At 72.0% G+C, this 23,594-nt stretch carries 21 protein-coding genes; 16 read left to right on the top strand and 5 right to left on the bottom strand.

All coding sequences use genetic code 11. The features are described 5' to 3' along the window. Positions 1-8: 8 nt before the first annotated feature. Both WQO_RS06585 and WQO_RS06580 read right to left on the bottom strand, forming a co-directional pair. Positions 9-344 (bottom strand): hypothetical protein, encoded by a 336-nt coding sequence (locus WQO_RS06585; RefSeq protein WP_029181955.1) that lies wholly within the window; start codon positions 342-344, stop codon positions 9-11. Between the two features lie 137 nt (positions 345-481). Further along, the gene (locus tag WQO_RS06580; protein ID WP_010056965.1) at positions 482-1,264 is read right to left on the bottom strand and encodes a hypothetical protein; all 783 of its coding nucleotides are present in this window, start codon (positions 1,262-1,264) and stop codon (positions 482-484) included. 571 nt (positions 1,265-1,835) lie between these two features. Between WQO_RS06580 and WQO_RS06575 the strand changes: the two genes are divergently transcribed. The 4 genes from WQO_RS06575 (at position 1,836) to WQO_RS06560 (ending at position 5,457) form a co-directional block, all read left to right on the top strand. After that, a complete protein-coding gene (locus WQO_RS06575; protein ID WP_010056967.1) occupies positions 1,836-3,119 on the top strand; it encodes a glycosyltransferase family 4 protein in 1,284 nt (427 codons plus the stop codon). Continuing rightward, the gene (locus WQO_RS06570; protein WP_010056969.1) at positions 3,116-3,952 is read left to right on the top strand and encodes a hypothetical protein; all 837 of its coding nucleotides are present in this window, start codon (positions 3,116-3,118) and stop codon (positions 3,950-3,952) included. The genes WQO_RS06575 and WQO_RS06570 overlap by 4 nt, the downstream gene beginning before the upstream one ends. Before the next feature lie 51 nt (positions 3,953-4,003). Beyond that, positions 4,004-4,969, top strand: a complete 966-nt coding sequence (locus WQO_RS06565; RefSeq protein ID WP_058953891.1) for a helix-turn-helix transcriptional regulator — start codon at positions 4,004-4,006, stop codon at positions 4,967-4,969. 272 nt (positions 4,970-5,241) lie between these two features. After that, positions 5,242-5,457: an I78 family peptidase inhibitor gene (locus WQO_RS06560; RefSeq protein ID WP_010056972.1), complete on the top strand. Its 216-nt coding sequence runs from the start codon at positions 5,242-5,244 to the stop codon at positions 5,455-5,457. A gap of 68 nt (positions 5,458-5,525) precedes the next feature. On the opposite strand, the gene WQO_RS06555 is transcribed toward WQO_RS06560, so the two are convergent. Further along, positions 5,526-6,542 carry a phosphatase PAP2 family protein gene (locus WQO_RS06555; RefSeq protein WP_029181956.1) on the bottom strand — a complete coding sequence of 339 codons (1,017 nt, stop codon included), beginning with the start codon at positions 6,540-6,542 and terminating at the stop codon, positions 5,526-5,528. Positions 6,543-7,043: 501 nt separating this feature from the next. Between WQO_RS06555 and WQO_RS06550 the strand changes: the two genes are divergently transcribed. Both WQO_RS06550 and WQO_RS06545 read left to right on the top strand, forming a co-directional pair. Continuing rightward, positions 7,044-8,765 carry an MFS transporter gene (locus tag WQO_RS06550; RefSeq protein WP_010056974.1) on the top strand — a complete coding sequence of 574 codons (1,722 nt, stop codon included), beginning with the start codon at positions 7,044-7,046 and terminating at the stop codon, positions 8,763-8,765. Between the two features lie 102 nt (positions 8,766-8,867). Beyond that, a complete protein-coding gene (locus WQO_RS06545) occupies positions 8,868-10,088 on the top strand; it encodes an acyl-CoA dehydrogenase family protein (RefSeq protein ID WP_010056976.1) in 1,221 nt (406 codons plus the stop codon). Between the two features lie 67 nt (positions 10,089-10,155). Here WQO_RS06545 and WQO_RS06540 read toward each other — a convergent pair whose 3' ends face one another. Next, positions 10,156-10,599 (bottom strand): cell division protein SepF, encoded by a 444-nt coding sequence (locus tag WQO_RS06540; RefSeq protein WP_010056978.1) that lies wholly within the window; start codon positions 10,597-10,599, stop codon positions 10,156-10,158. A gap of 309 nt (positions 10,600-10,908) precedes the next feature. Here WQO_RS06540 and WQO_RS06535 point away from each other — a divergent pair, with 309 nt between their 5' ends. Next, entirely contained in the window at positions 10,909-12,123 is a 1,215-nt protein-coding gene (locus WQO_RS06535) for a DUF5685 family protein (protein WP_029181957.1), read from the top strand. A 34-nt stretch (positions 12,124-12,157) separates the two neighbouring features. On the opposite strand, the gene WQO_RS06530 is transcribed toward WQO_RS06535, so the two are convergent. Then, entirely contained in the window at positions 12,158-13,096 is a 939-nt protein-coding gene (locus WQO_RS06530) for an ABC transporter substrate-binding protein (RefSeq protein WP_010056980.1), read from the bottom strand. Positions 13,097-13,601: 505 nt separating this feature from the next. Here WQO_RS06530 and WQO_RS06525 point away from each other — a divergent pair. The 9 genes from WQO_RS06525 to WQO_RS06485 all read left to right on the top strand — a co-directional run bounded on the left by WQO_RS06525 (position 13,602) and on the right by WQO_RS06485 (position 23,542). Next, entirely contained in the window at positions 13,602-14,477 is an 876-nt protein-coding gene (locus WQO_RS06525; RefSeq protein ID WP_029181958.1) for an amino acid ABC transporter permease, read from the top strand. After that, a complete protein-coding gene (locus tag WQO_RS06520; protein ID WP_010056982.1) occupies positions 14,474-16,315 on the top strand; it encodes an FAD/NAD(P)-binding protein in 1,842 nt (613 codons plus the stop codon). The genes WQO_RS06525 and WQO_RS06520 overlap by 4 nt, the downstream gene beginning before the upstream one ends. 83 nt (positions 16,316-16,398) lie before the next feature. Beyond that, entirely contained in the window at positions 16,399-17,316 is a 918-nt protein-coding gene (locus WQO_RS06515) for an amino acid ABC transporter permease (RefSeq protein ID WP_010056983.1), read from the top strand. Between the two features lie 17 nt (positions 17,317-17,333). After that, positions 17,334-18,086, top strand: a complete 753-nt coding sequence (locus WQO_RS06510; protein WP_010056984.1) for an amino acid ABC transporter ATP-binding protein — start codon at positions 17,334-17,336, stop codon at positions 18,084-18,086. Between the two features lie 47 nt (positions 18,087-18,133). Then, positions 18,134-19,108, top strand: coding sequence for an ABC transporter substrate-binding protein (locus WQO_RS06505; protein ID WP_010056986.1), 975 nt, complete (start codon positions 18,134-18,136; stop codon positions 19,106-19,108). Between the two features lie 105 nt (positions 19,109-19,213). Beyond that, a complete protein-coding gene (locus tag WQO_RS06500) occupies positions 19,214-20,290 on the top strand; it encodes an LLM class flavin-dependent oxidoreductase (RefSeq protein WP_058953890.1) in 1,077 nt (358 codons plus the stop codon). 14 nt (positions 20,291-20,304) lie between these two features. After that, positions 20,305-21,585: an NtaA/DmoA family FMN-dependent monooxygenase gene (locus WQO_RS06495; protein ID WP_010056990.1), complete on the top strand. Its 1,281-nt coding sequence runs from the start codon at positions 20,305-20,307 to the stop codon at positions 21,583-21,585. A 4-nt stretch (positions 21,586-21,589) separates the two neighbouring features. Beyond that, on the top strand, positions 21,590-22,411 hold the full coding sequence (locus WQO_RS06490) for a DUF1684 domain-containing protein (RefSeq protein WP_010056992.1): 822 nt from the start codon (positions 21,590-21,592) through the stop codon (positions 22,409-22,411). 231 nt (positions 22,412-22,642) lie between these two features. After that, on the top strand, positions 22,643-23,542 hold the full coding sequence (locus WQO_RS06485; RefSeq protein WP_010056994.1) for a S1 family peptidase: 900 nt from the start codon (positions 22,643-22,645) through the stop codon (positions 23,540-23,542). Positions 23,543-23,594: the final 52 nt, after the last annotated feature.

Raw genomic sequence — 23,594 nt, 5'->3', positions numbered from 1 at the left:
ACCGGGTTTCAGGAGTCCCGTGACCCCGGCGGCAGCGCCGCGGGACGGGGCCGCCCCGCATGCCGCCCGACCCGCTGCCAGGAGCCGAGGCTGCCGGTCGTGTGCTGGCTCTGCCCGCCGCTCCCGCCGTGGCCGTGGTGTCCGCCGTGCGAGCCGGAGGCGGAGTGACCGCTCAGCGGGGCCCTGGAGGCGAAGAGACCGGCTCCGAAGGCCGAGAAGGAGAGATTCTCCTCGCCGCTCCGGTCGCCCGGCAACGCCCGGAACGAACGCCGGTACTCGGAGTACAGCGCGTCGTAGATCGGGGTGGGGGACACGCCCCCCGACGGATCCTGCGAAGGACGCATGGCAGGGATCTGACTCTGATGCTGGCGGGGGGAGTCGTATGAGTGCACGTAGGTGCCAACGACCTCACGGCCCGTCGGATGCGGCCCCGCCGGAGAAATCGCTGTTCGGCGGGGGTGGCCGAGCCGGCCGGACATGATCAGGTCCCGGCCAGCGGCATCGAGGCGGCGACCAGCAGCCCGTTGACCGCGGCCTTCTCCAGGGCGTCCCGCAGCAGGTCCTCGCGCGGCTGCTGGCCGATGGTGCCGGCCGGGGCGGCGAAGACGAGGACCGTCTGCGACTTGTTGACCGCCGCCCGCCAGCCCTCGGTCACCTGGAGCGGCTGGTGGGCCTGCCACCAGGCGACCGGGTTGCCGCCACCGGCGCTCGGCTGCAGTACGGCGTGCAGCTGACCCACCGCCAGCAGCACGGACCAGCCCGCGAGGACCTCCGGCAGCCGGTTCATGTCTGGGGCCGGGCGGAAACCCTGCTCCAGCAGCAGCTGGAGGAACTCGTCGCCCCCGCTGCCGTCGGTGCCGGGCCGGGCGACCGGGCCGGTCGGTTCGACGACCAGGGCCGGGCGCAGATCGTCCTCGATGAGAACGAGTCCGCTGGTGATACCGAGGACGGCCTGTTCGGGCATGAGCCCCTCCGTGTCCTTCTGCTCGCTTCCGGTGATACTGCGCACCGCGCCCTGGAGCTGGTCCTCCGCGACCCTCACGACCTGCGAGGGGATGCACGTCGCGTGGGCGAACGCGAGGACGGCGGTCTCGTCGCCGATGAACAGCACCGTGCTGGTGCGTTCCTGGTCGGAGTCGCCGGGGGTCCGGCAGGAGGTGCAGTCGTAACTGCCCGGGGCGTTGTCGCCGACGAGCAGCCGGTCGGCTTCGTCGTCGCCGATCTCGGCGCGTACGTCCTGGCTGACGTCGAGCATGCGCGGCACGGGGGCTCCTCGAACTCGGTGCGTGGGCCGGGTGGTTCCCGGCTCATGAAGAGACAACGCGGGATCCGTGGCCGGGGTCACGCACCTGGGCGGACGGAAGTGCGGCCAGGTCGACACATCGGTACATCGACTGTTCGGCGCACAGCCCTCGCGCGTCCGGCGAACGTCTCCGGCGTGTCCGGCGAACGTCTCCGGCACGTTCGGCGAACGTCTCCGGCACGTTCGGCGTACGGCTTCCGCGTCCCGCCCGGAATTTTTGCCGGGACGCGGGCAACCTCCCGGCATTTTCCTTCGTCAGGCTTGGAGGAAAGCATTGGCGAACGGGTGGCGGGTAGGCGCCGGTTTACCGCACCGGTGGGCCCGCAGCGGCGGTCCCGGCACTTCCGGGCCCGCAGGAAAACGGATGGACAGCCTCCGGAAGCCGCAGGTCAGTGGGGGTCCGGTGGCGGAACCGGGGATCTCGTGCGCCATGTCGCGGATGCTCCGGGATTTCCCGGCGCATTTCGGGCAGAAATCCGCCGGGAAGTTACAGTCTTGACAAGGCCGGGTCGACAGGGGAAACAGCGACACCATGCATATTTCTTTTCTTCTGCACAATGCCTACGGAATCGGAGGAACGATCCGGACGACGTTCACGCTCGCCCGTACGCTCGCCGAGCAGCACGACGTCGAGATCGTGTCCGTCTTCCGGCACCGTGACGCCCCCGTCCTCGGCGCACCCGAGGGCGTGACGCTGCGCCACCTCGTCGACCTGCGGAAGAAGAGCGCGACCTACGACGGCGAGAGCGCCGAACACGCCCGGCCCGCGACTGTTTTCCCGCGCGGCGACAGCAGGCACAAGCAGTACAGCCGGCTCACCGACGCCCGGATCGCCGCCCATCTCCAGGGCATCGAGGCGGACGTCGTCGTCGGCACCCGCCCCGGACTCAACGTGCACCTCAGCCGGCAGACCCGCCGCGGACCGGCGCGCGTCGGGCAGGAGCACCTGACGCTGGACAGCCACGGCTACCGGCTGCGCCGCGAGATCGCCCACCGCTACACGCTGCTCGACGCGCTCACCACCGTCACCCGCGCCGACGCGGACGACTACCGCAGCCGGCTGAAGCTCCCCGGCGTACGCATCGAGGCCATCCCCAACGCCGTCCCCGAGCCCTTCTGCCCGCCCGCTGACGGCGACCTGAAGTGGGTCGTCGCGGCGGGCCGGCTGCACCGGGTCAAGCGCTACGACGACCTGGTGCGGGCCTTCGCCCAGGTGTCCGAGGCCCGCCCCGACTGGCGGCTGCGCATCTACGGCGGCGGCGACGCCACCGGGAACGAAGAAGCGGCGCTGCGGACCCTCGTCGACGAACTCGGCCTGCACAACCATGTGTTCCTGATGGGCTCGGCCAACCCGATGGAGGCCGAGTGGCCCAAGGGGTCGATCGCCGCCGTCACATCGGAGCGCGAGTCCTTCGGCATGACGATCGTCGAGGCGATGCGCGGCGGACTGCCGGTCGTCGCCACCGACTGCCCGCACGGACCGGCCGAGATCATCGAGGACGGCGTCGACGGCCGCCTGGTGCCGGTCGGCGACCCGGACGCGATCGCCGCAGCCCTGCTCCAGCTGATCGAGGACGACGGGCTGCGCCACCGGATGGGCGGGGCCGCGCTGAAGGCCTCGGCCCGCTTCGACCCCGTCCGGATCGCCGAACAGCACGAGAGCCTGTTCACCGAACTCGTCGCGCGCGGCAGCCAGGGGCACGGGCACGGCGCCCTGCGCACCGCCCTGCACCGCACCCGGGGCAGCGTCCTCGACGGGGCCTACGCCCTGCGCTACAAGGCCGCCGACGTGCTCCGCAAGGGAAGGACCTCATGAGCTCCACCGCCGTACGGGCCGACTGCGCCGCCGATCGCGCCGGAACGCTCACGTTCGACCTGACCGCCCCGGCCCCCGCCCCCGACTCCGTGCTGCTCCTGCGGCGCCGGGGTGCGGCGGGCGGAAAGCCCGGCGGCACGGTGCGCATACCCCTCAGCAGGCCGGCGCCCGGGCGGCTGCGGGCGGTGCTCCCGGCCGCCGCCGAACTGGCCGAGGGGCGCTGGGACGCGTATGTGGAGGAGCCCGGGGACGAACCCGCCGAGGCCGTCGTCGAACCGGGGCTGCGCGACCTGCGGGCCCTCGTCGACCGCTGCCCGGACACCGGAGCCGCGAGCGTCAGCGCCCGGGTCCCGTACCCCACCCTCGACGGCCGGCTCGCCGTGCGCTCCTGGGTCCGCGCCCCGCACGCCGAGGCGGGCCACGTCCTCGCCGGCCCGGCCGGGATGACGGTCCAGGGCATGCTGTACGGCGTCGAGACGGGGGAGGGGGCCGCGGTGGAGGCCCGGCTGCCGGGGCAGCCGGACCGGACGCACAGCGTCCCGCTCACCGCGCCGGACCCGGACGGACCTGCCGGGTCCTTCGCCTTCACCCTGCCCTACGCCCCGTCGGCCGCCGGACCGGTGCCCGAGGCGCAGCTCTGGCAACTGTGGCTGGTCCCGGCGGCGGGCGCGGACGGGGTCAGGATCTCCCGGATCCTCGACGACGTCTGGTCCCGGAACAAGTCCTTCGTCTACCCGGGCCACCCGGCGCCCCCCGGGGTGCTCGCCACACCCTGCTACACCGCCGACAACGATCTCTGCCTGCGTCTGGAGCCCGCACCCGCGGACCGCTGAGGAGGAGGCTTGCGGACGGGGGCTGTCCGCAAGCCCTGACAGACTCGCCCCATGTTGGAGACCTCGGCACGCCTGTTGCGCCTGCTCTCACTGCTCCAGACCCACCGCGACTGGTCCGGCGCCGATCTGGCCGACCGGCTCGGTGTCACCCCGCGCACCGTCCGCCGGGACGTCGACAAGCTGCGCGGACTGGGCTACCCGGTGAACGCCTCCCGGGGCACCGGCGGTGGCTACCAGCTCGGGGCGGGCGCCGAGCTGCCGCCGCTGCTGCTGGACGACGAGGAGGCCGTCGCGGTCGCCGTCGGCCTGCGCACCGCCGCCGGGAACGGTATCGAGGGCATCGGTGAGTCCTCCGTACGCGCGCTGGCCAAGCTGGGACAGGTGCTGCCGAACCGGCTGCGCCGCAGGGTGGGCGCGCTCGGCGCGTTCACGGTGCCGATGCTGCGCGGCCAGGACGCCTCCGCGGTCGACCCCGCTCTGCTCACCGAGCTGGCCGGGGCCTGCCGGGACGCCGAACGGCTCCGGTTCGCCTACCGGACCCACGGCGGGGAGGTCTCGCGCCGCACGGTCGAGCCGCACCGGCTGGTCTGCACCGAGCGCCGCTGGTATCTGGTGGCCTGGGACCTGGAGCGGGAGGACTGGCGCACCTTCCGGGCGGACCGGATCACCCCGACCCCGCCCCACGGCCCCCGTTTCGTCCCGCGCCCCCCGCCCGCGGAGGATCTGGCGGCGTACGTCTCGCGGGGCGTCGCGGTCTCGGTCTACGCGCGACGCGCCGTGGTCCGGCTGAAGGCGCCCCTGGCGGAGGCGGCCCGGCTGGTCTCGCCCTCGGCCGGGGTCCTGGAGGCCGAGAGCGCGGAATCCTGCCGGCTCACCACGGGGGCGTCGAGCCTTGACGAGTTGTCGGTCCACGTCCTGATGATGGGGATCGATTTCGAGGTGATCGAACCGCCCGAGCTGACCGAGGTCCTGAGGGAAGCGAGGGACCGGATCTCGCGGGCGCTCGACGGACCGTGAGCCGGCGGAGTGATAAGGAAATGAAGGTTTACGGGTGAGGGAAATTCCGGTGCCCCGGCCATTCTGAAGATCTGCCGCTCCGATCGTAAAAGAAGCAGGTCACCCCATGATTTCGGGATGCTTCCCGCCGGTCCGTTCGGGTGAATGGAAGCGCGTATAAGCGTGTGGGGATCTTGTGACACAAGCGTGACCGCCCCGGCATGTGGAGATGCAGCGGAACGCCCTGACGGCCCCGCCTTCCGTCACGGTCCGGGGCCGCCTACGGTGAGGGCATGGCATCTCTACCGACCCCTCCAGCACAGCCGGACGACGACGCCGACGCGTATGTCGGCCTCGACTCCGACGCCGCCGACCGGCAGGCCAGAAGCCGTGGCTGGGATACGGTCCGGGCTGTTCCCCCGGGCACGTTCCTGACCATGGAGTTCCGCCACGGCCGCATCAACTTCCAGGTCGAGGACGGCACCGTGACACGCTGCTGGGTGGGCTGAACGGCTCGCCCCGCAACGTCGAAGGCCCCGACCGCGGTCGGGGCCTTCGACGTCTCCACAGGCTCGTTTCAGCCGCCGGTCATCGGGCGGGCCGGGCTGCCCGCGCGCGGGCCCCGCTCGGTGTGCGGCGGGGGACGGCGGACGCCCGCCGGGGCCACCGGCATGGAGCCCGGGCGCGCGGGGTGCCCGCCGTGGGCCCGCGCCCTGGTGGCTCCCGCCGGATGCCCGGCGGGAAGCACCGGTTCGGCCGGGGCCGTCACGGCCTCGGCGGTCAGGCCGTCGGTGGCCATCGACTGCGGCAGCAGCACCGGCTGCGGCCCGGCATCGGCCACGGGCGCCGGACGGGACCCGCCGCGACGCTCCCGCCACCGCTCGCGCATTGCGAAGATCCACTCCTCGGTCCGGGCGATCAGCGGCTCGAACCACGGCAGCGCCAGCAGGATGAGCAGCCCGGCCGCCCACCCCAGCAGGACATCGCTGAGCCAGTGCGTACCGATGTAGACGGTCGTGAGGCCGACCCCCAGCGAGACCGTCGCGGAGACCGCCGACAGATAGCGCCTGGCCCGTGGCGTGGTGGCCAGATAGGCGAGGATTCCCCAGGTCACGACGGCGTTGGCGGTGTGCCCGGAGGGAAATATATCGCCGCCGGCGAACATCTCGGCCGAGCCGATCTGCGTCGCGTAGTGCGGGCCCAGCCGCCCGAGCCCCAGCTTGACCGCGCCCACCGTCACATTGAGCAGCAGCAGGGACGTGCCGAGGACCAGCAGCGGCCGGAGCGTGTGCTGACGCCAGGAGCGCCAGCCCAGCCAGCAGGCGACCATCACCGCCGTGGGGCCGCGCTGGCCGAGCACGACGTAGTAGTCCAGGAAGGGGTGCAGCTCCGGCCACTGCTGGTAGGGCCGGAACAGCATGACCTTCCAGTCCAGGGCCACGAGCCAGGACGTGATCAGCACCGCCCAGACGATGGCGAGATAGAACGCCAACGTCCCGCCGAAGAGGGCGATGCGGTGACGGCTCATCCGCGGTGCCTCTATCTTCGGCGGTTCCGGCTCCCGGTCCAGCCGGGCAAAGATGTCGGTACGCACCCAATCGACGTTACAGCGAGTGAGTGTGTGAGCAGGCCAATCCGGCCGCTTTGTGATGACGATGTGATGTGGACTTTGTCTCGGGACGGCGTCTTTTCCGGACGTCGGGAAGAATCCTCGTGATCTTGGCCCCAATAGCGCGCCGGTTCCGTTCGTAAGCGTGTTTGATCTCTCGGAAAATTCTGCCCACCGGAATCAGCGGTATTCGATCCCGCCATTCGGGGGACGCGCGCGCCGCCCCGCCGTCTCCGCGCCGACCGCCCGCAGCCCCGCCGCGACGGGCCTGCCGGGCCCTTCGGAGGGAGCCCCCCCCGACCGGGCCCGGGATGGCGTACGCCACACTGTGCGGCGGGCCGGGGTATGACGTGGACCACGTGTGACCACCCCGAACTCGCGTACGCTGGCGAATCACTCGACCGTCGATGCCGGGCCCGAGGGACGCGCACCTCACACGTCACCGCCGGTCCGCCGAGCGCGAGGGACTCATCGGGAGGTACGTAGATGTCCGGGACGACCACGGCCGGGGTCCGGCTGCGCAAAGCCGCCGACGACGCCAACCGCTGGGTCGTCCTCGTCGTCCTCTGCCTCAGTCTTCTGGTCGTCGCCCTCGACGCGACCGTGCTCCATGTCGCGGTTCCGTCCCTCACCGAGGAGCTGCGCCCGAGCGGCACGGCCCTCCTGTGGATCGTCGACGCCTACCCCCTGGTCTGCGCCTCGCTGCTCATCCTCTTCGGCACGCTGGGTGACCGGATCGGCAGACGGCGCGTGCTCCTGATCGGTTACGCGCTCTTCGGCGTGGCCTCCGTGCTCGCCGCGACGGCCGACTCCTCCGGCGTCCTGATAGCCGCCCGGGCCCTCCTCGGCGTCGGCGGCGCGATGATCATGCCCGCCACGCTGTCGATCCTGCGCCAGGTCTTCCCCGACCGCCGGGAGCGGGCGCTCGCCATCGGCGTGTGGACCGCGGTCGCCGCGGTCGGCGCCGCCACCGGGCCGGTCGTCGGCGGCTTCCTGGTCGAGCACTTCTGGTGGGGCTCGGTCTTCCTGATCAACATCCCGCTGATGGCCGTGATCCTGCCGCTCGGCCGCTGGCTGCTGCCCGAGTCGCGCGGCGGCGACGACGGCCCGTGGGACGTGCTGGGCGCGCTCACGGCGGCGGCCGGGGTGCTCGGCGTCGTCCTCGGCGTCAAGCGCCTGGGCGGCGGCGCGGGGCTTCTCGATCCGGTGGCACTCGGCCCGCTGGCTCTCGGTCTCGCTCTTCTGATCCTCTTCGTCCGCCGGCAGAAGCGCCGCAGGCATCCGCTGATCGACGTCGCGATGTTCGCCCGCCCGGCCTTCTCCACTGCCGTCGGCTGCATCGTGCTCGCCATGCTGGCGCTGGTCGGCCTCCAGCTGATCGCCGTCCAGTACCTCCAGCTGGTGCTGGGCCTCACCCCGCTGGAGACCGGGCTGCGCCTGTTGCCGCTGACCTTCGCGGCGATGGCCGCGGGCGCCACCGGCTCGTACACCCTGCGCCGCTTCGGCCCCCGGCGCATGGTCGGCTGGGGCTTCGTCCTCACCGCGTCCTCCGTGCTGCTGCTCACCGCGATGGGCCAGCACGACCGGCCCGCCCTGCTGACCGCCGCGTTCGTCCTGCTCGGCTTCGGACTGCAGACCACGCTCTTCGGGGCGTACGAGTCGATGCTCAGCGACGCCCCGCCGGAGCGGGCGGGCGGCGCGGCGGCGGTCGGCGAGACCTCCTACCAACTGGGCGCGGGCCTCGGCATCGCCCTGCTCGGCAGTGTCATGAACGCCGCCTACGCCCCCGGCCTCGCCTCCCTCGGCGACAAGGGCGTCCCGGCCCGCGCCGGAGCCGAGGCCTCCCACTCGCTGGGCGAGGCCTACCAGGTCGCCGCGCAGCTCGGCGGCCCGATGGGCGATCTGCTGCGCTCCACGGCCCGGCACGCCTTCATCGGCGGACTCCACATCACGCTCTTCGTCAGCGCCGGGCTGCTGCTGCTCGGGGCGCTGGCCGCCCTGCGGCTGCCGAAGGTCATGGACTGCCCGCCGAAGGAGCCCTGCCGCCGGAGCGAGGCCGAGCCGGCCGAATCGGCCGACCTCGCCGGGGCCTCCGAGACCGCCGAGGCCGTCCGTCCGGCCGCGCGGAACCGCCGGGTCCCGCGCCCGTTGGTGCCCGCGCGCCGCGAACCGGCCGAGGCGGCCGTCTCTGGACGAGCGGCACACTGACCCGTAACGTCAGCACGACGCCCTGACTACCACTGCTAGTTTTCGGAGGGCGGGCGTCTCCCGGTCCCTCCGAGCACCGTGCGAGCCGCCGGAGGCACCCTCATGTCCAGCACCGAGTCCGCGAAGCCGTCGAAGCTCCCGCCGTTCGACGCCGCCGATCCCCTCGGCATCGACGACCTGCTCGGCCCGGACGACCTCGCGATCCGCGACACCGTCCGCACCTGGGCCACCGACCGCGTCCTGCCGCACATCGCCGAGTGGTACGAGAAGGGCGAGCTGCCCGGCATCCGGGAGCTGGCCCGCGAGCTCGGCGCCCTGGGCGCGCTCGGCATGTCGCTGGACGGCTACGGCTGCGCCGGGGCGAGCGCCGTCCAGTACGGGCTGGCCTGCCTGGAGCTGGAGGCCGCCGACTCCGGGATCCGCTCGCTCGTCTCCGTACAGGGGTCGCTCGCCATGTACGCGATCCACCGCTTCGGCTCCGAGGAGCAGAAGCAGCGGTGGCTGCCCGGCATGGCCTCCGGCGAGATCATCGGCTGCTTCGGCCTGACCGAGCCCGACCACGGCTCGGACCCGGCGGGGATGCGGACGTACGCCAAGCGCCACGGGGAGGACTGGGTCCTCACCGGCCGCAAGATGTGGATCACCAACGGCTCGGTCGCCGGGGTCGCCGTCGTCTGGGCGCAGACCGACGAGGGTGATGACGGCCGGGGCATCCGCGGGTTCGTCGTGCCGACCGACGCCCCCGGCTTCTCCGCGCCGGAGATCCACCACAAGTGGTCGCTGCGCGCCTCGGTCACCAGCGAGCTGGTCATGGACGAGGTGCGGCTGCCGGCCGACGCGGTGCTGCCGGACGCGAAGGGGCTGCGCGGCCCGCTCAGCTGTCTGAGCCACGCGCGCTACGGCATCGTCTGGGGGTCCATGGGCGCGGCGCGGGCCAGCTTCGAGTCGGCCCTCGACTACGCGAGGAGCCGGGAGCAGTTCGGCCGCCCGATCGGCGGCTTCCAGCTCACCCAGGCCAAGCTGGCGGACATGGCCCTGGAGCTGCACAAGGGCATCCTGCTCGCCCACCACCTGGGCCGCCGGATGGACGCGGGCGGGCTCCGGCCGGAGCAGGTCAGTTTCGGCAAGCTGAACAACGTGCGGGAGGCGATCGAGATCTGCCGGACCTCGCGCACGATCCTCGGGGCCAACGGAATCTCGCTGGAGTACCCGGTGATGCGGCACGCGACGAACCTGGAGTCGGTGCTCACCTACGAGGGAACCGTGGAGATGCACCAGCTGGTCCTGGGCAAGGCGCTCACCGGTCTCGACGCCTTCCGGTGACGGAGGTGCGCCGTGACGCACGCGTCGGCCGGATGCGTTGACCGGAACTTTCCGGCGAGCGCCCCGCTCAGCTCTGGTTGAAGAAGCCGTCGGTCTTCCGGCCGGCGGCTTCGCCCGCCACCACCTGGGTGTCGGCGGGGGAGAGCAGGAAGACCCGGGTGGCCACCCGGTCGATCGAACCGCGCAGACCGAAGATCAGCCCGGCGGCGAAGTCCACCACGCGCTTGGCGTCGGCGGGGTCCATGGCCGTGAGGTTGACGATCACCGGGACGCCGTCCCGGAAGAGCTCGCCGATGGCCCGGGCGTCCCGGAAGCTGTCCGGGGTCACCGTCGCGATCCGGCGGTCCCGCTCCTCGGCGGCCTCGGCGGCCACCTGCACCCGCGGGTCGGTGACCCAGGCCGCCTGGTGGCCCGTACCGGTCTCCGTGCCCTCGTTGTACTCGTCGTCGTAGTACCGCTCGTTGTCCTCCACGAGGCCCAGCCAGGCACTCGCCTTGCGCACCGATCCCATGGACGCCTCCTCTCACCGCGGTTCTGTGGTGTTCCGCATCTCTTTCGTATCCCTATGGTCGTCCATGATGCGGATAGCGCGCCAAGTAGATAGTCGGCTCGCAGGCGATTCGTGACGCTACTGGTGCAGAGGATGTGGCGATTCGTCAGGGTTCGTCCTGCATAAGGGGGGTTGCGAAAAGAAAATATGATGCGTCGAGCCGTACGGGTGATGCTGCCGACGGACGGGTGAAGGGATGGCTGGATACGATGCACGACGCCCCGGTGCGCGAGCGTCGCGTACCGGCTGAACGGCTCCCGGGGGATCGTCGTGTTCGGAATCGTCAGGCCCTGCACCCACCGCCTCTCCGAAGGTCTCAGAGTCGAGTGGATGGCCCATCTCTGCGGTCTCTGCCTGGCCCTGAGGGCGGATCACGGACAGTTCGCCCGTATCGTCACGAACTATGACGGCCTCATCGTCTCCGTCCTGACGGAGGCTCAGACGGGCCTCGCCCCCGGCGGACGGCGCACCGCCGGCCCCTGCCCGCTGCGCGCCATGCGCACCGCGCCGGTCGCCCAGGGCGAGGGGGCCCGGCTCGCCGCGGCCGTCTCGCTCGTCCTCGCCTCGGCCAAGGTCCGCGACCACGTCGCCGACCGCGACGGGCTGTTGGCCCGCCGCCCGGTCGCCGCCGCCGCGCGCCGCGTGGCCGCCGGGTGGGACCGGGCGGGCGCCCGGACCGGGGCGGCCCTCGGCTTCGACACCGCCCTCCTGATCGACGCGGTCGACCGGCAGACCGGGATCGAGACGCTCGCCGGGATCGGCACGCCGCTGCTGACGGTCACCGAACCCACCGAGACCGCCACCGCCGCCGCCTTCGCCCACACCGCCCACCTCGCCGGGAAGCCGCAGAACGCCGCGCCCCTCGCGGAGGCCGGCCGGCTCTTCGGACGGCTCGCCCATCTGCTGGACGCGGTCGAGGACCGGGAGGCGGACGCGGCGTCGGGCGCCTGGAACCCGCTGACGGCCACCGGCACCCCGCTCGCCGAGGCGCGCCGGCTCTGCGACGACGCGCTGCACGGCGTACGGCTCGCGCTGCGCGAGGTGGAGTTCACCGACGGCAAGCTCGTCCACGTCCTGCTCGCCCACGAGCTGCGGCGCTCGGTCGACCGGGCGTTCGGCACCTCCTCCTGCTCGCACCAGGAGGGTCAGGGGCTGCTGACCCCGGACGGCTCCTTCGGGCCCCCGCCCGGCAATCCGTACGGTGCGCCGCCCGGCGGCCCGTACGCCCCCGGCGGCCCCGGCTCCCCGCCGCCCCCGCCGCAGCCGCCCCGCGACCGGCGCGGGCTGATCGCCGGCTGCCTGGTGTGGGTCGGGCTCGCCTGCACCTGCCAGATGTGCTGCGGGAGCTTCGAGGACCCCTGGAGCAGGGAGCAGCGGCAGTCGCCGTGCCAGAGCTGTGGCGACTGCTGCGAGGCGTGCAACTGCTGCGGCGACTGCGGTGAGGGCTGCTGCTGTTGCGGAGAGTCCTGCGGCTGCGACTGCTGAGGCATGCGTGCCTCCTCGCCTCGCTGACGCCGGGTCACTTCAGCTCGGGCGGGGAGATCTCGGAGGTCTCGATCGCGGACTCGGTGGTGCCCCACTTCTTCAGGATGCGGTCGTAGGTCCCGTCCTCCTTGAGCCGGTTGACGGCGGCCTGGAAGGCGGGGGTCAGCGGGCTGCCCTTCTTGAAGGCGAAGCCCACGTCGAGCCGCTTGAACTCGTTGAGGAAGCGCAGCCCCTCCTGCTGGGTCACCGCGTAGCGCAGCCCGTTGATGGTCGACATGACGACATCGGAGCGGTTCTGCTGGAGCGAGATCCAGACCGCCGCCTGGTCGGCGTAGGTCTTGACCTTGTACGGCTTCTTTCCCGCCTCCGCGCACCGGGGCAGATTCTCCTGGAGCGTCACCTCGAAGGTGGTGCCCGCCCCGGTGCCCACGGTCAGGCCGCACAGCTGGGTGAGGTCGGTGACCTTCTTCAGGTCGCTGTCCTCGCGGACCGCGAAGCCCTGGCCGTCGTTGATGTAGGTCACGAAGTCGATGGTCCTGCGGCGTTCGTCGGTGACGCCGAAGTTCCCCGTGCCCAGGTCGTACTTGCCGCTGCCGAGCGCCGGCAGGATCGCCTCGAAGGACGCCACCTCGCGCTTCAGCTTCAGCCCCAGCACTCGGGCCGCCGCGTCCGCGAAGTCGATGTCGGCGCCTGCCGCCGTGGAGCCGTCCTTCTCGTAGAAGGCGCCGGGCGGCGTGCCGACGGACGAGGCGATCCGCAGCGTGCCCGCCTCCCGCACCCCGGCGGGCAGCAGCTTCGCGGCGGCCTCGTCCTTATGGACCTTCGAGACGACGTCGGTCGTCGGGGTCTTCCCCTTGGCGGCGGCCCGGTCGGATCCGCCGCCCGCCGGGTCTGTCGGCTCGGCGCAGGCGGTGAGCGTCAGCGCGGCCACGGTGACCAGGGCGAACAGGGCGGTATGCCGGGATCGGGACATGGGGGTGCTTCTCCGGGTTCGTCGGGGGATGCCGACCGCCCCCGGGCCGCGGCGGCACGGAGCCTGGACGGCACGGGGGGACGGCGAAAGTCTTCAGCGGTGCGCAAGAGCGTTCAGCAAGGCGAGGGGAGGGTGGAGCGGTGTGGCGAAGGCGAGGGTGAAGTCACGCGGGGAACGGGGCTCGAACGCCGGAAAAGCGGCGTGAGCGGGATGAAACCGGACAGCAGAGGGTCAGCTCAACAGGAAGAGGACCACACGCGACCGAAGTCGATGTGGGAGCGGGTGACCAGCCACTGCTGCGGATGCATGGGCCAAGTGGAACAGGCATCCGAGTGCGCGTCAACCGAGGTGAGATCTACAGCTCACAGTGTGGACAGGCTTGACAACTCCCCGCGCACGCCGCTTATCTCGGAACAGGACCGGCGCTGAGGGGCCCGGTCCACGTGTGGTTTTCCGGTGTGAAGGCACGCCCCGTGTTCGATCTGAGCATCCACGGAGCTCCCGCATGCCCCCGCAGACCGTCTCGCTGCCCTCCTCCTCGCCTCCCCCCGCCTCACCGTCGCTCGCCAAGGACGCCGATGCGGTGCCGCGCATCGTCCCCGTCCGCCGAACAGGCCGCTGGGCAGCGGCTGTTGCCGTACTTGTGCTGCTCGCGCTCGCGATGGACTCCGTCATCCGCAACGACGCCTTCCAGTGGGACGTCGTGCTCGCCTACTTCGCCACCGTGCCCGTCCTGCGCGGGCTCTGGCTCACCCTCTGGCTCACCGCGGTGGTCATGGTGCTCGGATTCGCGCTGGGCGCGCTGCTCGCCGTCCTACGACTCTCCGGCAACCCGGTTCTCCAGGCGGTCAGTTGGGGGTACGTCTGGCTCTTCCGCTCCACCCCGATCCTGGTCCAGCTGCTGTTCTGGTTCAACATCGGCGCCCTGTACCCGCAGATCCTCGGTGTCTCCACGGTCAGCCTCCTGGGCCCCGTCACCATCGCCGTCATCGGGCTCACCCTGCACGAGGCCGCGTACGCCGCCGAGGTGGTGCGCGGCGGCATCCTCTCCGTCGAACGCGGACAGATCGAGGCCGCCCAGTCCCTCGGCCTCGGCCCCTGGCGGCGGTTCCGGCGCATCGTGCTGCCGCAGGCCATGCGCTCCATCGTGCCGCCCGCCGGGAACATGCTGATCGGCACCCTCAAGGGCACCTCCATCGTCAGCATCATCGCCGTGCAGGACCTGCTGTACTCCGTCCAGCTCGTCTACCACCGCACCTACCAGGTCATCCCGCTGCTCCTCGTCGCCACCATCTGGTACGCCGCCGTCACCACGCTGCTGAGCATCGGCCAGCGTTACGTCGAGCGGTACTACGCCCGTGGCACGGCGGGTGCGCGATGACCGCCGCGCCCAGCATCGTGGTGATCGGCGGCGGCCCCCGCGGCACCGGCGTGATCGAGCGCATCGCCGCCAACGCCGTCGAGCTGTACGGGGACCGGCCCCTGGACCTCCACGTCGTCGACCCCCACCCGGCGGGCGGCGGCCGGATCTGGCGGCCCGACCAGTCGCCGCTGCTGTGGATGAACTCCATGGCCGAGGACGTCACCATGTTCACCGACGAGACGGTGGAGCTGGCCGGACCCGTGGTGGCGGGACCGGCCCTGGACGCCTGGGCCGAGGACGTCCGCACCGGGCGCATCACCCCGGACGCGGACCCCGCAGTGCTGGCCGAGATCCACGGCCTCGCCGGAGCGGACTTCCCCACCCGGCGCCTCCAGAGCGCCTATCTGCGCTGGACCTACGAGCGCGCGCTGGCCGCCCTGCCGCCCGGCATCACCGTGCACGAGCACCGCACCACCGCCCTCGCCGTCACCGGACCGCGCGGCGGCCTCCAGCGCGTCCGGCTCCAGGGCCGCCCCGAACCCCTGCTCGCCGACCTCGTCGTCCTCACCGTGGGCCACCTCGACGCCGAACAGGACCCCGAGCAGAAGGGACTGGCCGACTTCGCCCGGCGGCACGCCCTGGTCCACCTGCCGCCCGACTTCACCGCCGACAGCGACCTCGACGCCCTCCGTGCCGGGGAACCGGTCATCGTCCGGGGCTTCGGCCTCGCCTTCGTCGACCTGATGGTCCTGCTCACCGAAGGACGCGGCGGACGGTACGAGAGGGGGGAGTACCTGCCGTCCGGCCGCGAGCCCGTGCTGTACGTCGGATCGCGGCGCGGCGTCCCGTACCACGCGAAGATCGGCTACCCCTGGTCCGGTGAACGGCCGTCCCTGCCACAGCACTTGGGGCCCGCGTGGACCGAGGAGCTGCTGAAGCGGACCGGGCCGCTCGACTTCCGGCGCGACATCTGGCCGGCGGTCGCGAAGGAGCTGGGCCACGCCCACTACCACCGGCTGTTCACCGCCCACCCCGAACGCACCGCCCTGGCCCACGAGGTCTTCGCCGAGAAGTACACCGCCGCCGATCCGGGCAGCCCCGAACTGGCCGGACTGATCGCCGAGGCCGTGCCCGATCCCGCCGACCGGCTCGACCTCGACGCGCTGGACCGGCCCCTGGACGGCGTCCGCCACGACTCGCCCGAAGCCCTCCAGGAAGCCCTGCGCAACTACATCACCGCCGACCTGGCCCGCCGTCACGACCCGGAACACAGCGAGGACCTCGCCGTCTTCCTCGGGCTGCTCTCCGCCTACGCGCAGATCGTCCGGCTCGGCGACATCGGCTCCTGGTGGCACGGCTTCTTCAGCTATCTGGCCTCCGGCCCGCCGGGCCCCCGCCTCCAGCAACTCCTGGCCCTCTCCCGGGCCGGCGTGGTCCGCTTCCTCGGCGCCGGCCTCACCGTGGAGACCGACGAGGAGCAGGGCCTCTTCCGGGCCCGCAGCGCCACCGTCCCCGGTGCCCGCACCGAGGCCCGCGCGCTGGTCGAGGCCCGGCTGCCCGACCCCTCGCTCCGGCACACCGCGAGCCCCCTGCTCCGCGCCCTGCGCGACGGCGGTGCCGCCATCGCCGACGACGGGCTGCTCGCCGTGGACCCGGCCGACAGCCGGGTCCTGGACGACGAGGGCCGCCCGCACCCGCGCCGCTTCGCGCTCGGCCCGTTCACCACCGCCCGCTCCAGCGGGGCCTTCACCCGGCCCCGTACCGGCGGGCCCGCGTTCCGGCAGAACGACGCCGCCGCCCGCGCCGCGCTCACCTTCCTGCGCGACCTCTCCTGTCGCGGCCACCTCGCCTCCTGAGCGCCGCCCGGCTCCCTTCCGTACAGCCGGACCCTCAGCACCTCTCTCCCGTACCGCCGCTTCCGCGCCCAAGGACTCCTCTCATGTCACTGACCAGCGACCCACCCATCGATCCGCCCGTCGAGCCGCCCGCAGATCCGCCCGCCGCGAAGGAGGCCGGAAGCGGGGCGGGCCCCGACGAGCTGACCGTCGTGCCCGTACGCCATCCGTGGCGGTGGGTCGCCATCGCCGCGACGGCCGTCCTGCTGGCCCAGTTCCTCCACGGGCTGATCACCAACCCCGGCTGGGAATGGGACGTCTTCGCGCAGTTCTTCACCGCGCCGACCATCCTCAAGGCCGTCTGGATCACCCTCCAACTGACCTTCTACGGAACGGCGATCGGCTTCGCCCTCGGGATCGTCCTGGCCTTCATGCGGCTGTCGGCGAGCGGGTTCCTGAGGACCGTCGCGTACGGCTACATCTGGGCGTTCCGCTCGATCCCGCTCATCGTGCAGCTGCTGTTCTGGTTCAACCTCGCCTACCTCTACAAGGAGTTGACCTTCGGCATCCCGTTCGGCCCGGGGTTCTTCTCCTTCGACACGATGAACCTGGTCGGGGCGATGAGCGCCGCCGTGCTCGGCCTCGCCCTGCACCAGGCGGCCTACGCGGCGGAGATCGTACGAGGCGGCGTCCTGGCCGTCGGTGGCGGCCAGTCGGAGGCGGCTGCCGCGCTCGGCATCCCCAAGTTCCGGCAGCTGCGGCGGATCGTCCTCCCACAGGCCATGCGCTCGATCCTGCCCAACGCCGCCAACGAGATCATCTCGCTGTTCAAGGGCACCTCGATCGTCTCCGTCATGGCGATCGGTGAACTCTTCTACCAGGTGCAGGTGGTCTACGGCCGCAACGGCCGGGTGGTGCCGCTGCTGATGGTCGCCACCGTCTGGTACATCCTCCTCACCACCGCGCTCTCCGTCCTCCAGCACTACGTCGAACGTCACTACGCCAAGGGGGCCGTGCGATGAGCGCACCCAGCGATGCCATGGTCGAAATCCGCTCCGTGCACAAGAAGTTCGGCTCCCTGGAGGTGCTGCGCGGGATCGACCTGTCGGTCCGCCCCGGCGAGGTCACCGTCGTCCTCGGCCCCTCCGGCTCCGGCAAGTCCACGCTCCTGCGCACCATCAACCACCTGGAGAAGGTCGACCAGGGCTGGATCAGCGTGGACGGCACCCTGGTCGGCTACCGCAGGGACGGCAACAAGCTCTACGAGCTGCGCGAACGCGAGGTGCTGCGCCAGCGCACCAAGATCGGCTTCGTCTTCCAGAACTTCAATCTCTTCCCGCACCTCACCGTCCTGGAGAACATCACCGAGGCCCCGGTCTCGGCGCTGGGCCGCCCCCGCAAGGCGGCCGTGGCGGCGGCGGAGAAGCTGCTGGAACGGGTCGGCCTCTCCGACAAGGCGACGGCCTACCCCGCACAGCTCTCCGGCGGCCAGCAGCAGCGCGTCGCCATCGCCCGTGCCCTGGCCCTGGAACCCCGGCTGCTGCTCTTCGACGAGCCGACCTCCGCGCTCGACCCCGAACTCGTCGGCGAGGTCCTCGACGTCATGAAGGACCTGGCCCACGGCGGCACCACGATGATCGTCGTCACCCACGAGATCGGCTTCGCCCGCGAGGTCGCCGACACCGTCGTGTTCATGGACGAGGGCCGCATCGTCGAACAGGGCCCGCCCGCCGACGTACTCGACCACCCCACCCAGGAGCGCACCCGCGCGTTCCTCTCCAAGGTCCTCTGACCGCCCAGCCCGCCATCTCCCTCACTTCCCACGCAAGGAGCACGTACGTGTCCGTCCGCCGCAGCATCACCCTCGCTCTCGCCACCCTCACCGCCACCGGTCTGCTCACCGCCTGCGGCACCTCCGACCCCGCGGCCGACCTGGCGGCCCCGAAGGGCCACAAGGACGGCGGGGTCAACATCGGACCCGACCAGGACCGGATCAGAGGCAAGAAGGTGGCGGCCGCCGCCGATCTCGTCCCCGAGGCGATCCGCAAGCGCGGCACGCTCCGGATCGGGGCCAGCGCCGACGCCTCGCCGCCGCTCGGCTTCTACGCCACCGACGACAAGACCCGGATCGGCTCCGAGATCGACATCGCCACCCTCGTCGCCGACACCCTCGGTCTGAAGCCGCAGTTCGAGGAGGTCTCCTGGGAGAACCTCTTCGTCGGCCTGGACAGCTCCAAGTTCGACGCCGTCCTGTCCAACGTCACCGTGACCGAGGAGCGCAAGGAGAAGTACGACTTCGCCACCTACCGGCTCGACAACATCGCCTTCGAGGCCAAGAAGGGCTCCGGCTGGACGGTGAAGGAGCCCGCCGACGTCGCCGGGAAGACGATCTCGGTCTCCTCCGGCACCAACCAGGAGAAGATCCTCGTCGAGTGGAGCGAGGAGAACGTCAAGGCCGGGCGCAAGCCGGTGGACATCAAGTACTTCCAGAAGGACACCGACTACTACCTGGCCCTCCAGTCCGGCCGTATCGACGCCCACCTCGGCCCGAGCCCCACCGCCGCCTACCACGTCGCCACGGCCGGCCAGTCCGAGATCATCGGCCAGCTCTCCGGCGCGGGCGGCGACCTCCAGGGCAAGATCGCCGCCACCACCAGGAAGGACAGCGGTCTGGTGAACGCGTACGCCGCCGCGATCGACCACATCGTGCAGGACGGCTCCTACGGCAAGGTCCTGGGGCGCTGGGGGCTCAGCGGCGAGGCCGTCGAGAAGTCGGAGATCAACCCGCCCGGCCTGCCCAAGACCAAGAGCTGACGCCCGGGCCTCAAGGGCCTGTCGTCGTGGCCGGGCTCCGTCCGGCCCGGCCACGACGGCACCCGTGAGGCCCCCGACCGACCGCAGACCCGAGAGGTCCCCGACATGTCCGCCCGTACATCCCTCCATCTGGCCGCCGAGATCGGCGGCCCGCCGCACTACGACGCCGGGCACTACCTCCGGCTTGCGGGGCTCGCCGAGGACGGCGCGCTCGACTACGTCACCCTCGGCGACTCCTTCGCCCGCCCCGGGCTCGACGCGCTCGCCGTCCTCGCCCGGGTCGCCCCCGCCACCGACCGCATCGGCCTCGTCCCGACCGTCACCACCACCCACACCGAGCCCTTCCACGTCTCCTCGGCCGTCGCCACCCTGGACTGGGTGAGCCGGGGCCGCGCGGGCTGGCAGGCCGACGTCTCCACCACCGAGGCGGAGGCCCGGCTCTTCGGCCGACGCCCCGCCGCGCCGCCCGCCGCGCTCTGGCAGGAGGCCGGTGAGGTCGCCGACGTCTCCGGGCGGCTCTGGGACAGCTGGGAGGACGACGCCGAGATCCGGGACGCGGCCACCGGCCGCTTCATCGACCGGGACAAGCTGCACTACGTCGACTTCGAGGGTTCCACCTTCACGGTGAAGGGCCCCGCGATCGTGCCGCGACCGCCGCAGGGCAGCCCGGTCACCGTCATCGACGCCACCACCGTCCCGGCCCGCGAGGCGGCCGCCCGGCACGCCGATGTCGTCCACATCCGGGCCACCACCCCCGAACAGGCCGCCGCCGTCCGCGACGATCTGCTCCGCAAGGCCGCCGCCCACGGGCGCGACCCCGGGTCCCTGCGGGTCCTGGTCGCGCTCACCGTCGACCTCGGGGACGTGGAGACCGCGCCGGAACCCGGTCTGGAGAGCGGACCGCAGCTCGCCGGGCGCGGCACCTACTTCCGGGGCGGCCCGGTCGACCTCGCCGACCTCATCGCCCAGTGGCACCGCTCCGGCGCGGCCGACGGCTTCCACCTCACGCCCATCACCCCCGAACGCGACCTCGAAAGGATCGTCAACGGCACCGTGGCCCTCCTCCAGCACCGCAGCCTCTTCCGTACCTTCCACCCCGGCGGCACCCTGCGCGAACACCTGGGGCTCGTGCGCCCCGCCAGCCGCTACGCCGCCGCCAGGACCGCTGCGAAGGAGGCCTGACCGTGCCCCGTCCGATGCATCTCGCCGCCCACTTCCCGGGCGTCAACAACACCACGGTGTGGGCCGATCCACGCTCCCGCAGCCAGATCGACTTCTCCTCCTTCGAGCAGCTGGCGAGGACGGCGGAGCGCGGGAAGTTCGACTTCTTCTTCCTCGCCGAGGGGCTGCGGCTGCGCGAGCACAACGGCCGCATCCACGACCTCGACGTGGTCGGCCGGCCCGAGTCGCTGACCGTGCTGAACGCGCTGGCCGCCGTCACCGAACGGCTCGGCCTCGCCGCCACCGTGAACGCCACCTTCAACGAGCCCTACGAGCTGGCCCGCCGGATCGCCACCCTCGACCACCTCAGCGGGGGCCGCGCCGCCTGGAACGTGGTGACCTCGTCCGACGCCTTCACCGGGGAGAACTTCCGCCGGGGCGGCTATCTGGACCGGGCCGACCGGTACACCCGGGCCGCCGAGTTCGTCGCCACCGCCCGGGAACTGTGGGACTCCTGGACGCCCGAGGGCGTCTCGCGGCCGTTCGCCCACGAGGGGCCGCAGTTCACGATCTCCGGGGAGTTCACCGTCCCGCGCTCGCCGCAGGGCCACCCGGTCGTCATCCAGGCCGGGGACTCCTCCGAGGGCCGGGAGTTCGCCGCGTCCGCCGCCGACATCATCTTCACCCGGCACGGCACCCTGGAGGCGGGCCGGGACTTCTACGCCGACGTCAAGGGCCGGCTCGCGGCGTACGGCAGGGAGGCCGACAGCCTCAAGATCATGCCCGGGGTCACCGTGGTCGTCGGCGACAACGATGCCGAAGCCCAGGAGAAGGCCGCCGAGATCCGCCGTCAGCAGGTCTCCCCGCAGAACGCGATCCTCGCCGCCGAGCAGATCTGGGGCACCGACCTCTCCGCGTACGACCCCGACGGGCCGCTCCCCGACATCGACCCGGTCACCGACTCCGGGATCACTCGGGGCCGGGTCCTGCACGGTGACCCCTCCGCGGTCGTCGCCCGCTGGCGCGCGCTCGCCGAGGCCAAGGGGCTCTCCCTGCGCGGGACCGTCATCGAGACGACCACCCGGCAGTCGTTCATCGGCTCGCCCGGCACCGTCGCGGCGGAGCTGACGGCCTTCGTCGACCAGCGGGCCGCCGACGGCTTCATCCTCGTCCCCCACCTCACCCCCGGCGGCCTGGACGACGTCGTCGACCGGGTCGTCCCGCTCCTCCAGGAGAGCGGGGCGTTCCGCTCCGAATACACCGGCTCCACGCTGCGGTCGCACCTCGGCCTCCCGGAGCCGGTATGGAAAGGTTGACCGTATGAGCACGGACGCACAGCAGCAGGAACAGGGCGGCGGTGGGCCGGACGCCGCGCGGGACTGGCAGCGGTGGCACGAGGGGCGCGTCGTCGCCGTCGCCGCCCCGTACGGCCCGCTGTCCCTGACCGGAACCCACTGGCTCTCCGACTACCCGGAAGGGCGAATTCCGGCCGTCCCCGGTCGCTGGCGCGAGGACGGCGACGAGGTGGTCCTCACGGCCGCCCCCGAGGACGGCATCGTCGTCGACGGCAAGCCCCTGACCGGCGAGGTCCGGCTCGGCGCGGACCGCGGCCCCATCGACGACTCCCGGGTCGCGCAGGGGGAGCGGCGACTGGTGGTTCTCCGTCGCGAAGGGCTGTGGGCGGTACGGGACTTCGACCCGGGATCACCGGCCCGGCACGCCTTCTCGACCATTGAGGCCACCCCGTACGACCCCCGCTGGACGCTGTCCGGGGCCTTCCGCCCGTACGCCGACCGGACCGTACGGGTGGCCAACGCGGACGGGGTCGAGCGCGGTCTCGGGCTCGGCGGGGAGCTCGCCTTCACGGTGGAAGGACAGGAGCACACGCTCCAGGTCGCGGTCGAGCCCGACGGCTCGCTGTGGGCCGTCTTCGCCGACGCGACCAGCGGGAACAGCAGCTACCGCTTCCGTTTCCTGCGACCGGGCGCGCCCGCCGCCGACGGCAGCGTGAGCGTCGACTTCAACCGCGCGCTGCTGCCGCCGTGCGCGTTCGCCGATCACTTCATCTGCCCCTTCCCGCCCCCGGGCAACACGCTCACCGTGGCGGTCGAGGCGGGGGAGCGGAACCGCATCGACGCCTGACCCCGCGCGAGACCTCTCCGGCCCCGGCAGCCCCACGGCTCCCGGGGCCGGAGACGTGTGGGACCCGCGTGGCCGAAAGGCATTCTTGCGCCTCCCGTCCGGGCGCCTCGATACTCCGGTCAGCGATTGTCAGGGGCACGGCAACTCCGGAATCCGGACAGGCCCCCGACTGCGCCTCACGGGCCCGCCACCCCACAGGAGGGCCCCCGATTCCCCTCGGAGGAACCCGACGTGAGGATCAAGCGAACCAACAACCGCTCCAACGCGGCGAGACGCGTCCGTACCACGGCCGTCCTCGCGGGGCTCGCCGCCGTCGCGGCGATGGCCATCCCCACCGCGAACGCCGAAACCCCCCGGACGTTCAGCGCCAACCAGCTGACCGCGGCGAGCGACGCCGTGCTCGGCGCCGACATCGCGGGCACCGCCTGGAACATCGACCCGCAGACCAAACGCCTCGTCGTCACCGTGGACAGCACGGTCACACAGGCGGAGATCAACACCATCAAGAAGTCGGCGGGCGCCCACGCCGACGCGCTGCGCATCGAACGCACCCCCGGCAAGTTCACCAAGCTGATCTCCGGCGGCGACGCGATCTACTCCAGCACCGGCCGCTGCTCGCTGGGCTTCAACGTCCGCAGCGGCAGCACCTATTACTTCCTCACCGCCGGTCACTGCACCGACGGTGCGACGACCTGGTACGCCAACTCCGCCCGCACCACCGTGCTCGGGACGACCTCCGGGTCCAGCTTCCCGAACAACGACTACGGCATCGTGCGCTACACCAACACCACGATCCCGAAGGACGGCACGGTCGGCGGCCAGGACATCACCAGCGCCGCCAACGCCACCGTCGGCATGGCCGTCACCCGCCGCGGCTCCACCACCGGCACCCACAGCGGCTCGGTCACCGGACTCAACGCCACCGTCAACTACGGGGGCGGCGACGTCGTCTACGGCATGATCCGCACCAACGTGTGCGCCGAGCCCGGCGACTCCGGCGGCCCGCTCTACTCCGGCACCCGGGCGATCGGTCTCACCTCCGGCGGCAGCGGCAACTGCTCCTCCGGTGGCACGACCTTCTTCCAGCCGGTCGTGGAAGCCCTGAACGCGTACGGCGTCAGCGTGTACTGACCGGCCCCGCCGATCAGGTACGGAGCTGTCCGTACATACGTGCCCCCGTCCG

The sequence above is a fragment of the Streptomyces globisporus C-1027 genome (genome assembly GCF_000261345.2).
GTDB lineage: Bacteria > Actinomycetota > Actinomycetes > Streptomycetales > Streptomycetaceae > Streptomyces > Streptomyces pakalii.
The sequence above is the reverse complement of the archived record's forward strand: the minus strand, read 5'-3'. Positions and strand labels throughout refer to the sequence as shown.

Excerpts from the sequence above, each read along its gene's own strand:
- WQO_RS06495 (WP_010056990.1), top strand. The coding sequence starts at position 20,305 with ATGCATCTCGCCGCCCACTTCCCGGGCGTCAACAACACCACGGTGTGG.
- WQO_RS06500 (WP_058953890.1), top strand. The coding sequence starts at position 19,214 with ATGTCCGCCCGTACATCCCTCCATCTGGCCGCCGAGATCGGCGGCCCG.
- WQO_RS06550 (WP_010056974.1), top strand. The coding sequence starts at position 7,044 with ATGTCCGGGACGACCACGGCCGGGGTCCGGCTGCGCAAAGCCGCCGAC.
- WQO_RS06525 (WP_029181958.1), top strand. The coding sequence starts at position 13,602 with ATGCCCCCGCAGACCGTCTCGCTGCCCTCCTCCTCGCCTCCCCCCGCC.
- WQO_RS06570 (WP_010056969.1), top strand. The coding sequence starts at position 3,116 with ATGAGCTCCACCGCCGTACGGGCCGACTGCGCCGCCGATCGCGCCGGA.
- WQO_RS06545 (WP_010056976.1), top strand. The coding sequence starts at position 8,868 with ATGTCCAGCACCGAGTCCGCGAAGCCGTCGAAGCTCCCGCCGTTCGAC.
- WQO_RS06575 (WP_010056967.1), top strand. The coding sequence starts at position 1,836 with ATGCATATTTCTTTTCTTCTGCACAATGCCTACGGAATCGGAGGAACG.
- WQO_RS06585 (WP_029181955.1), bottom strand. The coding sequence starts at position 344 with ATGCGTCCTTCGCAGGATCCGTCGGGGGGCGTGTCCCCCACCCCGATC.
- WQO_RS06565 (WP_058953891.1), top strand. The coding sequence starts at position 4,004 with ATGTTGGAGACCTCGGCACGCCTGTTGCGCCTGCTCTCACTGCTCCAG.
- WQO_RS06540 (WP_010056978.1), bottom strand. The coding sequence starts at position 10,599 with ATGGGATCGGTGCGCAAGGCGAGTGCCTGGCTGGGCCTCGTGGAGGAC.
- WQO_RS06530 (WP_010056980.1), bottom strand. The coding sequence starts at position 13,096 with ATGTCCCGATCCCGGCATACCGCCCTGTTCGCCCTGGTCACCGTGGCC.
- WQO_RS06510 (WP_010056984.1), top strand. The coding sequence starts at position 17,334 with ATGGTCGAAATCCGCTCCGTGCACAAGAAGTTCGGCTCCCTGGAGGTG.
- WQO_RS06560 (WP_010056972.1), top strand. The coding sequence starts at position 5,242 with ATGGCATCTCTACCGACCCCTCCAGCACAGCCGGACGACGACGCCGAC.
- WQO_RS06520 (WP_010056982.1), top strand. The coding sequence starts at position 14,474 with ATGACCGCCGCGCCCAGCATCGTGGTGATCGGCGGCGGCCCCCGCGGC.
- WQO_RS06490 (WP_010056992.1), top strand. The coding sequence starts at position 21,590 with ATGAGCACGGACGCACAGCAGCAGGAACAGGGCGGCGGTGGGCCGGAC.
- WQO_RS06515 (WP_010056983.1), top strand. The coding sequence starts at position 16,399 with ATGTCACTGACCAGCGACCCACCCATCGATCCGCCCGTCGAGCCGCCC.